This is a genomic window from Priestia sp. P1_B12_1 (assembly GCF_056406695.1).
Window position 1 is genome coordinate 151,635 of the sequence record NZ_JBFTZR010000007.1, and the last position, 14,321, is coordinate 165,955.

Below are 14,321 nucleotides of genomic sequence, written 5' to 3' on the forward strand. Positions count from 1 at the left end.
TTTTTTAATCTCCACACGGAGCTGGTTCTACTTTTATTTTTGGTGTTATATCTTGATAGTCGAATCCATAAACGTTCTTCACACGCTTAAAGAATTTATGAAATCGCTCATTAGGATGACCTTTTTCTTTATATTCATGGACAATGTTCTCCACTATTTCAACAATGTCGTCAGGTGCTATGCCTTCCGCCACAATTTGACCTGAATGCGCATTTCGTCCAACCGTTTTAGCTCCTAAAAATAAATCAAACGCACCTTTTCTATAGACAATGCCGATATCTTCTTGAACTGCGCCATAACAGGCCATACCGCATCCATTAATACCAAGCTTCAGCTCTTTTGGCATGTCCATTCCCCCGAGGCGTTTTTGTAATTCTTCCGTATGTGGAATAGCATCGCTTTTTTCTCCGTCACAAAAATCACACGCTTTAATTGTGAACACGTCTCCGACCGGAGATAGTAAAAAGGAAGCTGCTTGGAGCTTTTTAATAATCACATCTGGCTGGGCTGTTGGAATTTGAAGTTTGATTTGATGGTCAGGTGTATACTCCATCGTACCTTTTTCACCAACAACTTCTGCTAGTGTTGTCATTTGAACAGGCGTGAATTTCTTATTGGCAAGTCCTGGACTAACCGCGACTTCGAAAATAGACTGTACTGGCTGACGTACGACCGCAGAAGTAGGTTCACCTAAAATTGCTTGAAGCGCTTCTTCTGCAAGAGCTCGTGAAGTTGCTGTTTCTTCTGTTTTGGTCTGAATTGCTTCAATAGTCGAAGCTGTTTGCTTTACAGTCTCTTCTTGATCGAGAGCCCATGGTTCTGCTTCTTTTCGAAGTCGCTGATGCGGTCTTAGCGGCTGCTCCGTTTGGTTGAGGGTATATTTTCGCTGATACCCGCGCGGTGTAATCATTAAATCGTCGTAAAAGAACGTAGATGAATTTCCGACAACAACGGTAGTCAGCATGCCAATTTCATGATTTAACATGTCTTTTAAGTTGGTCATTACGACTTCTTCACGGTCACGATAAGCGCTTTTCACAAGACCAACAGGCGTATCAGGGGAACGATACTTTAATAGAATTCTTTGCGCTTCAACAATTTGTCTTGTTCGTCTTCCGCTCTTTGGGTTGTAAAAAGCCACTACAAAATCTGCTTGTGCAGCTGCTTCAATTCTTTTTTCGATTAGCTCCCAAGGCGTAAGGTGGTCACTTAAACTAATTGTACAAGCATCGTGCATCACGGGCGCTCCAAGGAGAGATGCGCATGAATTGATAGCCGAAATGCCAGGAATTACTTCCAGCTCTACGCCCGTTTCTTTTTTCCAGCCTTTTTCAATCAACACTTCATACACAAGGCCTGCCATTCCGTATACTCCCGCATCTCCGCTCGAAATGACAGCTACGGTTTTTCCTGCTTCAGCTTGCTTTACAGCTTCCTGTGCACGGCTTACTTCTTCGGTCATTCCCGTACTAATAATTTGCTGATTCGTTAACAGTCCTTGAATTAATTCCACATAGGTTTTGTAACCGATGATCATATCACTTTCTTGAATGGCTTCTCTTGCTCGCTGTGTAATATGTTCAAAGCTTCCCGGCCCAAATCCAATAACTAAAAGTTTACCTTTCATGCTAGCTCCTCCTTTATGCGTTACTTTTTACTTTGTCAATTCCTTCTATGGAGTCACTGTTTTCCGGAGAAACGAAACCATTTTGATCATATTCATAAATAAGCGATTCCTTTATACTGCAGCCTCCTGCTAAATGTTCTTCGACAATCCGATGAGCCACGGTTTCAGTGACCTGCTTGTACCAATCTCCTGAAGGATAGACGATAGCTACAGGAGCATCTTTGCATCGTCCGTTACAACGTGTACGCGTTGTATGAACCGTTTCATCCAAATCCAGTTCTGTCACTTTATTTCGAATAGCTTGCGTGGCTTCTTCTCCACCTTTTCTCATACAGCTGCTTCCATTACAAATCAATACGTGATGTTTTGTTCCATTTAAGTTCCACGTCGTCACACTCATTCGCTCCTTTACTAAAAAAAGCGCCTCTATCAATGATAGAGGCGCAGAAAAATTCAAACTAAGTTTTTGCACTTCCACCTATATCCCGTAGGGTAAGCTTCGCATTGGAAAAAGGCTGGTTTCCTGACTTCGATTCATCACTTGATTGCGCCTTCCCGAATACAGTGGCATATGCAATCAGCTCATCTTCACAGTGGCGGGTACCGCGCTGGCTTCACACCAGACTTCCCATTTAACGCAATGTGGACATTGCGCACCTTTTTTGCACGATATGTAGTTTTGCGATACGAGAAAAACCCGCTTCGCTAATATGCGAGCGGGTAAAACGTCAGAATAAGAGTGTACACGAATGCCACTTTAAGCCAACGTTTCCCTTCCCGCTCCCCGGAGAAATAGAAACTTCACAATAAAGACAGGTCTCCTGACTTGTGTATCATTCTACTTGAGAACCTTCCCGTGATTTTTCCACAGTGGTTATACTCGTTCGTCCACACTTACAGTTGCGGGGGCAGTACTGGTCTTTCACCAGTTTCCCTATTAAGCCTTCTTGGCATCTTTACTGTTGCTGTTTGATATATATGAACCTTTTAAACTATCAGAATAATAGAAGTAACTACCATATCATAGCGTACATTTTTTTTTATTTCAACTCTATTCTTTTTATAGGATATAAAGAGCCATAAAAAAACAAGAGCAAAAAATCAGCTCTTGTTTTTCTACTTATATAGCTACCAATGTTAAATGAGGATCATTATAATACACGACTTCTGAAAGAACTTTACAGCCATTTGTTTTGGCAAAAGCTTCTCTCGCCTGCTTTTCAGTTTCAAATTCAAACATTTTCATTTCTTTTCCAGCATATACCGTCAGTACCCACATGAAAAGATTCGCCTCCGATTATTGTAGTGATCGCTATATCCACATTATGACGAAACCATTTCCTTTTGAAAACCCATTCTACAAAACTTGTCACAAGAAACTTTTAAAAATTTAAAAACATTTTAACTTCTGTAAATGAACAAAATGTACAAAAGGTTTAAGCAGTATGGTACCTTTTTAAAAAGGTGCTTTTTTAACCAACTGTTGATTCACCAGTAAAAAAATATATAGTATTTATAAAAAAAAAAGAAGCCAGACAGCCGGCTTCTTTTTTAAGAAAGGAAAGAACAGACATCACAATCCCGTTCTGTTCTTTCCTTTGCATAAAAATACACTAATTAAATATCCCTTTCTTAAAGCAGAATCATGTTCGACTGAACATAGTAATAGAGAAGCTTATACGTATGATTCAATGAATCTTGATGCGTTCTCTCAAACGCATGAGAAGAATCAATTCCTGGACCAATCAAGCCGTGTACGATATCGTGTCCGGCACGAATAGCAGCAGAAGCATCTGATCCGTAAAACGGATAAATATCTAATTTGTACTGAATATCATGCTGCTTAGCTAGCTCCACTAAATGCTTTCTCAAACCGTAATGATATGGGCCGCTTGAATCTTTTACACAAATAGACACGGTGTATTCATCAGTAGATTGTCCATCTCCCATAGCACCCATATCAACCGCTAAGTATTCTACTGTTTGAGGCGTAATGTTCGAATTTCCTCCGTATCCAATTTCTTCATTATTTGAAATGAGAAAATGCGTAGTGTATGGCAGTTCGATCTGTTCTTCTTGAATTATTTTCATGAGCTGAAGCAATAAAGCTACGCTTGCTTTATCATCGAGATGACGAGATTTAATAAAACCGCTTTTTGTTATTTCTACACGAGGATCAAACGAAACAAAGTCGCCGACTTCAATTCCAAGACTGCGAACATCTTCTGCGCTATGTACTTTTTCATCCAATCGAATTTCTATATTTTCTTGATTCCGCTCAGCTTTCCCTGCATCTTTATACACATGAACAGATGTTTGATGCATAAGGATGGTTCCTTTAAATACTTCTCCTGATGAAGTTTCAATTTCACAATATTCTCCTTCAATAGAATTGTAGCGAAACCCTCCAATCAGGTCGATTTTCAGACGTCCACTCGGTTTGATTTCTTTTACCATAGCACCTAATGTATCGACATGAGCCGTCAGCATGCGGTGGTGATCTGTATCTTTACCGGGAATAGTAGCGACTAAGCCCCCTTTTCGATTGCGATACGTTTGAATATTTAGCTCTTTTACATAGTCTTCGACAAATGAAATTACCTTTTCTGTATTTCCAGAAGGACTGGGAATCGAAACAAGCTTTTTAATTAACTGAACAGTTTCCGTCATTATGACACTTCCTTTGTCTCTCATTTCTTTTATTTTACCATATGTTTCAAAAAAGATAACAGGCAGCTCCAAACAAAAAAGCCGGGCAGATGCCCGGCTTTTTTGTTTTAAGCTATGTTTGATTTCTTTAATTGATTTGTGTAATTTAATGATTTTTGCTTATCAAACTCGCCTTCAGACTTGGACATTACAATAGCAGCTAAAGCATTTCCTACTACGTTAACTGTGGTACGCATCATATCAAGAATGCGGTCAATTCCTGCAATAAATGCCATGCCTTCAAGAGGGAAGCCCATAGATTCAAGTGTAGCAAGTACAACTACAAACGATGCCCCTGGTACACCAGCCATTCCTTTTGAGGTTAACATTAGCACAAGAAGGAGCTGAATTTGATCCATAATGGAAAGGTCGATGCCGTACATTTGAGCAATAAACAGCGATGCCAGCGCCTGATAAATGGTTGAACCATCTAAATTAAACGTGTAGCCCGTTGGAATAACAAACGATGTAACCGATTTAGAACAGCCGAAGTCTTCCATCTTTTTGATAAGAGACGGTAAAACGGCTTCTGAACTTGCCGTTGTAAAAGCAAGAAGCAGCTCGTCTTTTAACACTTTTATCAGCGTAAACATGCTTGTTCCAGCCATTTTAGCAATAATTCCAAGAACCACAAGCACAAAGAAAATCATGGTGAAGTAAACGGCGAACACTAATTTTCCTAATGGAATAAGTGATCCGACACCAAACTTTATAATATTAACACCAATAAGTGCAAATACACCTACTGGAGCAAACTTCATCACCAAATTAGTTACCCAAAACATTGCATCCAAGACGCCTTCAAAAAAGGCTAAAACAGGTTTTCCTCTCTCTCCAATCGAAGCTACGCCTACACCAAACAGTACGGAAAATAAAATGATTGGTAAAAGATCGCCTTCTGCTACCGATTGAAAGACGTTTGTCGGAACAATATGAAGAAGCTCTTGAGCAATCCCTGTACTTTCAGACGTTTTTGCCGTTGCCTCATATTGAGAAATATCGCTTTTTTCAATATGTCCCATATCAACCCCTGCACCAGGGTGAAATAAGTTCGCGGCAATAATCCCCACTACAATAGCAATGGTTGTAACAATTTCAAAATAAAGAATTGTCTTTCCGCCAAGCTTACCTAATTTTTTGATATCGCCTACTCCTGCGACCGCTACGATTAATGCTGAAATCACAATCGGTACGACAATCATCTTAATTAAATGAATAAATATGTCTCCAACCGGCTGTAAAATAGAAATGGCTGTATCGCTTCCGTAAAAGATAGCACCTACAGCTACGCCTAAAATCAGTCCAATTAGAATCTGAGTTGCTAGACCTAACCTTTTCACTTTCTTGCTCCTTTCGCACAGTTGACTTTCACCCATCGAGCATATGCGGTTCCGCGAACCGTGTATAAATATACATCCTTACAGCACCTTATGTAAACAGTTCTTTACTAAAAGGATGTAAGGCCGCACATGCGAATTTTTAAAACTTACAGTTCTGTTTTATCATATCAAATAATTGTTGTATATTGAGATTTTTTTGCTAAGAATTTTTCTATTTTTGCTATTTCAGCGAATAAATTAAAAAAATAAAATTTTATATTGAAATATGCATTTTAGGTTAGTATAATACGATACATGTTTATTTTTATTATTCGAATATAAAATTCTGAAAATTTTAATTATTCAACGCGATAATAAAAAGCATTTATAATTTTGGAGGTTTTAACGTGTCAAACAAAGTTCCTTTTTCATTTATAGTGGTTATTGGCTTTATGCTTTTTGCCCTATTCTTCGGCGCAGGTAATTTAATCTTCCCTGCAATGTTAGGTCAGTCTGCTGGAAGCAATATTTGGTCAGCAAACGCTGGATTTTTAGTAACGGGTGTAGGTCTGCCTCTTCTAGGCGTTCTCGCATTTGGTTTTTCCGGAAAAGAGGATCTGCAGTCTTTAGCTAGTCGCGTACACCCAGCTTTCGGTATTATCTTTACTACGATTTTATACTTGGCAATCGGACCGCTTTTTGCGATGCCAAGAACGGGAAGCGTTTCGTTCGAAATCGGCGTTAAGCCTTTTTTATCAGAAAATTCAGGGCACCTTCCCCTTATCATTTTCACGGTAATTTTCTTTACTATTACCTGCTTTTTTTCGCTAAATCCTGCGAAAATTGTCGATTTAGTAGGAAAAGTTTTAACACCTATTAAATTAACGTTTATTGGAATATTGGTAGTTGTAGCCGTTGTGAACCCAATTGGAAAATTTGAAGCACCAAGCGAAGCTTATACAACACACTCATTTTTTAAAGGCTTCCAAGAAGGCTACTTAACAATGGATACACTAGCATCATTTGTTTTTGGAATTATTATTATTAATGCAATTAAAGAAAAAGGAGCAAAATCCAACCGACAAATTATCACAATTTGTGCAAAAGCTACGGCTATCGCTGCCGTTATTTTAGCTCTTATTTATAGTGCATTGTCCTATATGGGTGCTTCAAGCGTATCAGAGCTTGGACGTCTTGATAACGGAGGTACGGTTTTGGCTGAAGTATCAAATTACTACTTTGGCTCTTACGGAGGAATTCTTTTAGGTCTGATGATTACCGTTGCTTGTTTAACAACAAGTGTAGGTCTTGTAACATCTTGTTCATCTTTTTTCCATAAGCTGTTTCCAAGTGTTTCTTATAAGTTGATTGCTGTTATTTTATCAGCATTCAGCGCCGTTGTAGCGAACTTTGGTTTAACGGAATTAATCGCTATTTCGGTTCCCGTCTTAACAGCTATTTATCCGTTAGCTATTGTGTTAATTGCTTTAACATTCTTACATCCTTTATTTAAAGGACGTTCTGAAGTTTACCAAATGAGCCTTCTGTTCACGTTTATCGTTAGTTTATTTGATGGCTTAAATGCTGCTGGATTCAAAATTGCGGCAGTAAACGATCTGTTTACATCGATTCTACCTATGTATGGAGTAGGTCTCGGCTGGGTAGTTCCTGCTATTGTAGGAGGATTAATCGGTCTTGGCATTACCTTCCTTCGTACAAATGATAATACGAACAGAAACACTTCAAGAAAATTGATTAAATAAAAAGAGGATGCACTCGCATCCTCTTTTTATTATGGCGTATTATGAATAAGGAGTTTTTTTCTCCATTAACTTCACTTCTTCTCTTAACACATGTTTTTCGTATAGATATTTATCCGTACGTTGAAAATGATATTTATCCGCTTTTTCTTTTTCAGATGTGGTCAAAAGCACTCGATGATTAGAAGCATCTGACACACCAAACGTTTCATTTTGATAAGTAGCATACGGAGCTATAAAAAACACTTCTTCAACAGCATCACGAGGAACTTCTTTTGTGAAAGTCGTATCATTGTATGGAATGAATCCATTTGCTACATCGCCTTTATCATAGCTAATTAGCTTTACACCCCCGTTTTCCGTTTCATAACATTCGTAATCTCGTTCATTATATGCTGCATACAAACCTTTTCGAATCACAAAAAACCAGTCCTTTACATTGGGTTAGCAACCGCTGGTACAAATCGTTTTTCTTCTGCCACATAGGTAGCCACAAGTACTTCTTCCCCATTTACCACTTGGTATAGTTCCGCTCCGTTTGCTGGTGGATAATAGTTATCGAATTTGAACTCTGGAACGGTTTCCCCGTTTCGAGATCCTGTAAACCCATTAAGCGTACATGGAGGTCCGTCTGTTGTTTTTCCTCCGAACACAGTTCCGTAGGGAATATCAACGTGGCTTACCGCTTGCGATTTAAACTTGATTACACCATACGTCGATCCTTCTTCAGGAAACGGCCTTTTGCCTGAACCATCGATGTAATCTAAACGTAAGCTTTCAACAAAATCTTTGTAAGAAGTAATATCATGAACATCTTCAGCTTTAGCTACATACCCCCCCACTGCTGTATAAGATCCATCTACATACTTTTCAATATCTTTAGCAGGAATCGTTTTTTGCAGCAGCGTATCTTTTGTAAGGGGAGAAACAGAATCACGTATAACCTTCATTACTTCTATTTCATGAGAAGTTAATGTTTTAACATCCTTTAATTTTAGTTCATTAAACTCTTTTTTTGTAAGATTAACGCGCTTCAGCACTTCATTAATTTTTTGATCAAAATCTTCTAAGCTTTCTAAATCTGAAGCCTTATAATGAGCATCAACTGTTCTTACATCTTTATGTACTTTTTTAACTTCGTTTAATTCATACTGTTCTACTTCATCAGCCGTTTTAAACGTTTCAATGCTTGAAATCGTTTTGCCATTCGTATCAGCTACAACGTAACCGTCTTCAGCTTTGATCACATATCCGACTTCTCCGTTACCTAACGCAATTAAGTCTGACTGTTGAAAAGCGGCTTTCTCTTTTTCTTTTTGAAATTCCTTATCTGTCATTCCCTTAGTAACGAGAGCTTTAAGTTCTGACGTGTCTTTACTGTCTTTTTGATTTGCTTCTACTTTCTCAGCTGTAACTGATGAAGTTTCTGTATTAGATGGAGAATGAGTGACTGTCCCGATCACAAAAATAAGACCAAACACAATCCCTATGCCATACAAAAATTTGCTTGTTTTATGAGCTCTAAATAAAATTCCTAACACAATACAAACAATACCTGCAATCAAGCTATCTACTAATAATAGATGTCCCAACCAAACCCCTCCTCTTTAATTCTTGTTTATGTTAAAAAAATCCATAAAAGAAGTCAATACAATTAATGTAAATAAAGTTTTAAATAGGAATATATTCATAATTATTACTAATTAATCCCTTTTAGTAGGTATCAAAAATAAAACACACCATCTAAAATAGATGGTGTGTGAAGTATAGTAAGTAATTAAGAAATTTGTTTAAGTTCTGATGAGAGTTTTAAAAACTCTTCTTTATTTTTCATCAATAGCGTGCGGTCGATTTCTTCTTTTAGCTGTGCTTTACGAAATTCTGCAATCGCCTTGTCTAGAATCATCTCAGCGAATAATGCATCAAGCACCTTTCCGTTGGATTTTTGCGGTGAATTAAGTAAATTCTTTTTCATAAGAAATCAACTCCTTGGCTTTTTTATAATATAACACAAATATTCTGACTTTTCAATCATTTAAACCAAGTATTTTAATCTATTTTTTTTCACATAAAAAGGCCGCCCTTTTGTTATAAAGCGCGGCCTTTTATTACGAATCTGCGGCTTTTTCTTTTACTTCCGCATAGTAGTTTTCATATTCAATAAATTCAGGAGCCTGATGAGCTGCCATGATACCGTGGTAGCTAATATCTAAGCCCACTTCTTCTTCTTCTTCCGTAGATCGAAGCGGAACCACCAAGGAAATAACCTTTAACCCTATCCACGTCGTAACAAATCCCCAAGCGCATAGAGCGATTAACCCAAGAAGTTGAACGCCAAATAATGTCCAGCTCCCTCCTGTAAACACACCGCCGTCTGTAGAAAACAAGCCTACAGCCAACGTGCCCCATATTCCCGAAGCAGCGTGTACAGGAAAAGCTCCTACAGGATCGTCGATTTGACGTGCTTCGAGCCAGTTTGTAGCTGCCATCATTAATAAACCAGATACAGCTCCAATAAAAATAGCAGATGGTGTGTTAACAAAAGCGCACCCGGCCGTAATGCCAACCAGTCCGGCAAGCGATCCATTTATCACAGAAGGTGCATCTGAACGGTTGTAGCGAAATAAAGTATAAAATAAAGTAGCTGCTCCGCCTGCTGCTGCTGATAACATTGTGACAATAGCAATGTGACCAATTCTAACGTCAGTAGCACTTAGCGTACTTCCTGCATTAAACCCGAACCATCCAAACCATAATAAAAAAGCACCCACTGATGCAAGCGGCAAATTGCTTGGAAGAGAAACAGAACTGATTCCATTTTTCGCGAACTTCCCTTTTCTCGGTCCAATCATTATTGCAGCTGCTAAAGCTGAAAAACCGCCAAGAGCATGAATAACTGCCGAACCGGCAAAATCAAGCATCCCTAACTTACTAATCCATCCGCCTCCCCAAATCCAGTGGCCGGCTATAGGATAAATAAATGTAGTCATCAAAATCGCATATAAAAGATATGCGCGGAAATTAATTCGTTCTGCCACCGCTCCAGAAACGATAGAAATGACCGCAATAACAAACGCACATTGAAACAGCCAAAACGTTTCAAGCCCAATTGGAATGTCAAGGTGCGATAAATTACCCGAGAGCGCAAAACCGCTTTTACCGACAACTCCACCTAAATCATCGCCGTACATTAATCCAAAACCAATTAAATAGAAACAAAGCGTTCCTATTGTAATATCAGCGAATACTTTCATAATAATATTCACGCTATTTTTATAGCGGACAAAACCTGCCTCTAGCAAGGCAAAGCCGCCTTCCATTAACAAAATCATCGCGGCTGTTAATACAACCCACGTTGTATTTATACCTAAACTTAGTTCATTAACACTCATATCCCAACGCCTCCACTGCTTTTTAATCGTTTTATTTCTTGTACAATAGCAGGCGAAAGCGTAATTTCACTTGTTTCTTCATTTTCCGCTTTTATTAATTCAAGAACTTCATGAAGTTCTCGCATTTGTGCTTTAAGGTGATCAATTTTTTTAAAGCGCTCCTTTACGTATACCATATACTCGACCGCTTGATGCTGACTTAAAGGACGCCCGGTAAAAAATTTACGAAACGGTGATAGTGATTGATACCAAGCTTCTTCAGCACGTTTCTTCTCTTCGTATTTACTAATTTTCGTTTTTATATCTTCTATTTCTTGTGCTTTAGCTTCTTTTAACTTCATTATAAATTCAATTAATTTTAATTGAGGCAACGTAATGACCACATTATGATAAAGTTCATCCACTATAACCATGTTATATCTCCTTACATAAGATGTTATATTTTGATTATATGTAGAACACTATAGTAAGTCAATGTAATTTTTTGAAAACTCTTTAAATAGTAAATGCGCCCTATCTTTTTAATACTTATAGAATATTAAGTTCGTATGTGTTGAAATATGACGTTATTTGTTTTATCGTAGGAAGAGGAATCATGTTAGTTCCCTATTTTAATTTTATTTACCTAGGCAATTATTCGTTTTATTTTTTATAAACTTTTATTAAACAAAGGGTTACGAGGTTCTTCACTTATTTTTTCAACGAAATGAGTTGATTTTATCTCGTATTAAAATTAAAATAGAATTATGTGCAAGATTTCACAACTTCACAATGTAGTTTGAAAGTCTAGCAGATAACTAGGAACTACATATGCAACAGTATCCAGCAAAGGAGGACTTTTCATGTCTCAATCAACTATTCAAAAATCAGCTGCAGAGGAAAATGCTGCTGTACAAACAGAAGCGGCAGTTAACAAAGGTCAAGCGGATGTGTTAGATCAATTGTTAAAGCCTGAAGTACAAGAAGCTCTTACTGTTCTTGTAGATAATTTACCAAAATTATCTGAAATGGTAACGGTGCTTACAAAAACTTACGACGTTGCGCAATCATTATTAACTGACGACGTATTAAAAGAAGATCTACTTGGTGGAGTAAAAGAATTTATCGAGCCGGTAGAAGGAACAGTAAAAGGTCTTGCAGCTACTGCAATCGAAGCAAACGATCGTGCAGAAGCAAATGCTTCTAATTCAATCGGTTTATTCGGTTTATTACGCATGCTTAAAGATCCACAAGCTCAAAAACTATTCCGCTTTGCACAAGCGTATTTAGACATTACAAACGAAAAACAAAAATAATTTTCATTAAAAAGTGTGGACGGAGGATCGACTATGTCAAAACATATTTTAATTTTAGGCGGCGGTTACGGTGGTTTATTAACTGCAATGACAGCTCGCCAACACCTAAGTGCGGATGAAGCAAAAATTACAGTAGTGAACCGTTTTGCTACTCACCAAATCATTACAGAATTACACCGTCTAGCTGTAGGCGGCGTTTCTGAACAAGCGGTAGCTTTACCACTTGATAAATTACTTAAAAACTACAACGTTGATTTAAAAATTGCAACGGTAAAAGAAATCTCACCAGATCAACGTGAAGTATCTCTTGAAGATGGTACAAAATTAAGCTACGACTACCTTGTTACAGCTTTAGGTAGTGAAACTGCTTACTTCGGTATCCCTGGTTTAGAAGAGCACAGCTTCGTTCTTAAATCAGTAAATGATGCAAACCGTTTACGTGCACACGTAGAAGCTTGTATCGCTGAATACAGCAAAACAAAAAATAAAGCTGACGGTACAATCGTAGTTGGCGGCGGCGGATTAACAGGTATCGAACTTGTTGGTGAATACGCTGACTTAATGCCAAGCCTATGTCTAAAACACGGTGTTGATCCAAAAGAAATTTCTCTATACTGTGTAGAAGCAGCTCCTACAGTTCTTCCAGGCTTCCCTGCTGAATTAGTAGAGCGCGCTCAATCAAGCTTAACAAAACGTGGCGTTACATTTGTTACTGGTACACCTGTAACAAAAATGGATGCTACAACTGTTGAACTTAAAGACGGCAGCAAAATTGAAACAAAAACAATGGTATGGACTGGCGGAGTTCAAGGTAACTCTGTAGTTGCTAACTCAGGTATCGAAGTAAACCGCGGTCGTGCACTTGTAAATGAATTCTTACAATCTACATCTCATAAAGATGTATTCCTTGCTGGTGACTCAGCGGTTGTAATGGGTCCAGAAGGTCGCCCTTACCCACCTACTGCTCAATTAGCTTGGCAAATGGGTGAAGTTGTAGGCGTGAACTTAGCAGTAGCTATTCGCGGCGGAGCAATGGAATCATTCGTTCCTGTCTTCTCTGGTACACTAGGAAGTCTTGGACGCAAAGATGCAATTGGTACAATCGGCGGAAACAAAACGCAATTAAAAGGTTTACCAGCATCACTTATGAAAGAAGCAAGTAACGTTCGTTACTTATCTCATATCAAAGGATTATTTGCATTAGCTTATTAATCCGTCTTAAAACGAAAGAGGAATTCTCCTCTTTCGTTTTTTTATTTACATAAGCCAAGAAATAAGAAGCGGCAGCGTAATCAACGATAAAATAGCACTAATAACAAAAGCAGATGCCGTTTCGTTTTCCAAGCTTTCAAACCGCAAAGCAATCATCGCTGCTACAGCAGACCCAGGAAAAGCTACCAGTAAAATAGCTTTTGTCACTTCATCTGAAGACAACCCTATCCATACTGCAATTCCGAGCATAACGATGGGTTGAACCGCTACTTTTAAGACGGCTATCCCAAGCGCCCCTTTACTAAAGTTAATTTTTCCAATTCCAATCGTTACTCCTACCGCAAACAAAGCTGCTCCCGATGTAATACTTCCGATTTGATCAAGCATATCCTGTAAAAGTTTAGGTGACTGAAAACCGCAAAGGGTTAAAATCACTCCAATTAACGGTACACATGCCAAAGGCTCAGATAAACCATGCAAAATGGAATGAACCGTTACTTTAAATAAACTTGTTTTCTCTTGCCCTTCTTTTCGCCCCCGTTGTCCAACGGTTCCTAAAATCGTTGCCAGCGGATCTAAAACCGCATTCACCACGATTCCTGTTATAGCAATTGGAATCGCTACTGCGCCTGCACCAAACAATCCTCCGAGTACTGGAATGCCCATAAAAGCAAACGTTGGCTGAGCTGAGTTTAAGGCAAACATAGAAGAGGCAGTTAGCGTATTCTTCCCTGCATACTTCACGACAAGCAAGATAATGAGGTAAAACCCGACGATTCCTAAAATCAGCGCTACTAAAAACGGCCATTCGTCTATGAGTGTTTTTCTTGGCGTTGTCGTTACACCTACAAATAAGTGTGCAGGAAGCGCAAACTTCGTTACTAATGTGTTGAGCCCCTTAGACGTTTGCTTATCAAATTTTTTAAAGTGCCCTGCTAAATAACCAAGCAAAATGACAAAAAAGATAGGCGCGAGAATGAGGAAAATTTGACCTATGCTCATTTATC

Annotated in this window: 14 protein-coding genes and 2 riboswitches; of the genes, 3 read left to right on the forward strand and 11 right to left on the reverse strand. The window is 38.5% G+C overall.

Annotated features, from left to right (window positions below):
• Window positions 1-4: 4 nt before the first annotated feature.
• The 5 genes from cobJ to AC1D0Y_RS21805 form a co-directional block, all read right to left on the reverse strand.
• The gene (gene cobJ / locus AC1D0Y_RS21785) at window positions 5-1,627 is read right to left on the reverse strand and encodes a precorrin-3B C(17)-methyltransferase (protein WP_377238260.1); all 1,623 of its coding nucleotides are present in this window, start codon (window positions 1,625-1,627) and stop codon (window positions 5-7) included.
• Window positions 1,628-1,640: 13 nt separating this feature from the next.
• Complete coding sequence (locus tag AC1D0Y_RS21790; RefSeq protein WP_016764370.1) at window positions 1,641-2,021, reverse strand: (2Fe-2S) ferredoxin domain-containing protein; 381 nt, start codon at window positions 2,019-2,021, stop codon at window positions 1,641-1,643.
• A gap of 102 nt (window positions 2,022-2,123) precedes the next feature.
• Window positions 2,124-2,303: riboswitch (cobalamin riboswitch) on the reverse strand.
• Window positions 2,304-2,421: 118 nt separating this feature from the next.
• Window positions 2,422-2,600, reverse strand: a riboswitch (cobalamin riboswitch).
• Between the two features lie 147 nt (window positions 2,601-2,747).
• Window positions 2,748-2,906, reverse strand: a complete 159-nt coding sequence (locus AC1D0Y_RS21795) for a hypothetical protein (RefSeq protein WP_013057318.1) — start codon at window positions 2,904-2,906, stop codon at window positions 2,748-2,750.
• A 353-nt stretch (window positions 2,907-3,259) separates the two neighbouring features.
• A complete protein-coding gene (locus tag AC1D0Y_RS21800) occupies window positions 3,260-4,297 on the reverse strand; it encodes a M42 family metallopeptidase (protein ID WP_028408300.1) in 1,038 nt (345 codons plus the stop codon).
• Between the two features lie 107 nt (window positions 4,298-4,404).
• Window positions 4,405-5,676: a cation:dicarboxylate symporter family transporter gene (locus AC1D0Y_RS21805; protein ID WP_286127411.1), complete on the reverse strand. Its 1,272-nt coding sequence runs from the start codon at window positions 5,674-5,676 to the stop codon at window positions 4,405-4,407.
• 386 nt (window positions 5,677-6,062) lie between these two features.
• On the opposite strand from AC1D0Y_RS21805, the gene brnQ reads away from it, so the two are divergent.
• The gene (brnQ, locus tag AC1D0Y_RS21810) at window positions 6,063-7,418 is read left to right on the forward strand and encodes a branched-chain amino acid transport system II carrier protein (protein WP_060746926.1); all 1,356 of its coding nucleotides are present in this window, start codon (window positions 6,063-6,065) and stop codon (window positions 7,416-7,418) included.
• A 39-nt stretch (window positions 7,419-7,457) separates the two neighbouring features.
• On the opposite strand, the gene AC1D0Y_RS21815 is transcribed toward brnQ, so the two are convergent.
• From AC1D0Y_RS21815 to AC1D0Y_RS21835, 5 genes are all read right to left on the reverse strand, one after another.
• Complete coding sequence (locus AC1D0Y_RS21815) at window positions 7,458-7,835, reverse strand: hypothetical protein (RefSeq protein ID WP_102812823.1); 378 nt, start codon at window positions 7,833-7,835, stop codon at window positions 7,458-7,460.
• Window positions 7,836-7,849: 14 nt separating this feature from the next.
• Window positions 7,850-9,007, reverse strand: a complete 1,158-nt coding sequence (locus AC1D0Y_RS21820) for a hypothetical protein (RefSeq protein WP_253352877.1) — start codon at window positions 9,005-9,007, stop codon at window positions 7,850-7,852.
• 185 nt (window positions 9,008-9,192) lie between these two features.
• The gene (locus AC1D0Y_RS21825; RefSeq protein ID WP_013057324.1) at window positions 9,193-9,390 is read right to left on the reverse strand and encodes an IDEAL domain-containing protein; all 198 of its coding nucleotides are present in this window, start codon (window positions 9,388-9,390) and stop codon (window positions 9,193-9,195) included.
• A 133-nt stretch (window positions 9,391-9,523) separates the two neighbouring features.
• Window positions 9,524-10,807 (reverse strand): ammonium transporter, encoded by a 1,284-nt coding sequence (locus AC1D0Y_RS21830; RefSeq protein WP_286127414.1) that lies wholly within the window; start codon window positions 10,805-10,807, stop codon window positions 9,524-9,526.
• Entirely contained in the window at window positions 10,804-11,220 is a 417-nt protein-coding gene (locus AC1D0Y_RS21835) for a hypothetical protein (RefSeq protein WP_013057326.1), read from the reverse strand. The genes AC1D0Y_RS21830 and AC1D0Y_RS21835 overlap by 4 nt, the downstream gene beginning before the upstream one ends.
• A gap of 429 nt (window positions 11,221-11,649) precedes the next feature.
• Between AC1D0Y_RS21835 and AC1D0Y_RS21840 the strand changes: the two genes are divergently transcribed.
• A complete protein-coding gene (locus AC1D0Y_RS21840; RefSeq protein WP_013057327.1) occupies window positions 11,650-12,102 on the forward strand; it encodes a DUF1641 domain-containing protein in 453 nt (150 codons plus the stop codon).
• 33 nt (window positions 12,103-12,135) lie between these two features.
• Window positions 12,136-13,314, forward strand: a complete 1,179-nt coding sequence (locus tag AC1D0Y_RS21845; RefSeq protein WP_013057328.1) for an NAD(P)/FAD-dependent oxidoreductase — start codon at window positions 12,136-12,138, stop codon at window positions 13,312-13,314.
• A gap of 45 nt (window positions 13,315-13,359) precedes the next feature.
• On the opposite strand, the gene AC1D0Y_RS21850 is transcribed toward AC1D0Y_RS21845, so the two are convergent.
• Window positions 13,360-14,316 carry an AEC family transporter gene (locus AC1D0Y_RS21850; RefSeq protein WP_263035724.1) on the reverse strand — a complete coding sequence of 319 codons (957 nt, stop codon included), beginning with the start codon at window positions 14,314-14,316 and terminating at the stop codon, window positions 13,360-13,362.
• Window positions 14,317-14,321: the final 5 nt, after the last annotated feature.

Bases quoted from the DNA above. Each gene is read 5' to 3' on its own strand.
- cobJ (WP_377238260.1), bottom strand. From the start codon at position 1,627: ATGAAAGGTAAACTTTTAGTTATTGGATTTGGGCCGGGAAGCTTTGAA.
- AC1D0Y_RS21795 (WP_013057318.1), bottom strand. From the start codon at position 2,906: ATGTGGGTACTGACGGTATATGCTGGAAAAGAAATGAAAATGTTTGAA.
- AC1D0Y_RS21800 (WP_028408300.1), bottom strand. From the start codon at position 4,297: ATGACGGAAACTGTTCAGTTAATTAAAAAGCTTGTTTCGATTCCCAGT.
- AC1D0Y_RS21825 (WP_013057324.1), bottom strand. From the start codon at position 9,390: ATGAAAAAGAATTTACTTAATTCACCGCAAAAATCCAACGGAAAGGTG.
- AC1D0Y_RS21830 (WP_286127414.1), bottom strand. From the start codon at position 10,807: ATGAGTGTTAATGAACTAAGTTTAGGTATAAATACAACGTGGGTTGTA.
- AC1D0Y_RS21835 (WP_013057326.1), bottom strand. From the start codon at position 11,220: ATGGTTATAGTGGATGAACTTTATCATAATGTGGTCATTACGTTGCCT.
- AC1D0Y_RS21840 (WP_013057327.1), top strand. From the start codon at position 11,650: ATGTCTCAATCAACTATTCAAAAATCAGCTGCAGAGGAAAATGCTGCT.
- AC1D0Y_RS21845 (WP_013057328.1), top strand. From the start codon at position 12,136: ATGTCAAAACATATTTTAATTTTAGGCGGCGGTTACGGTGGTTTATTA.
- AC1D0Y_RS21850 (WP_263035724.1), bottom strand. From the start codon at position 14,316: ATGAGCATAGGTCAAATTTTCCTCATTCTCGCGCCTATCTTTTTTGTC.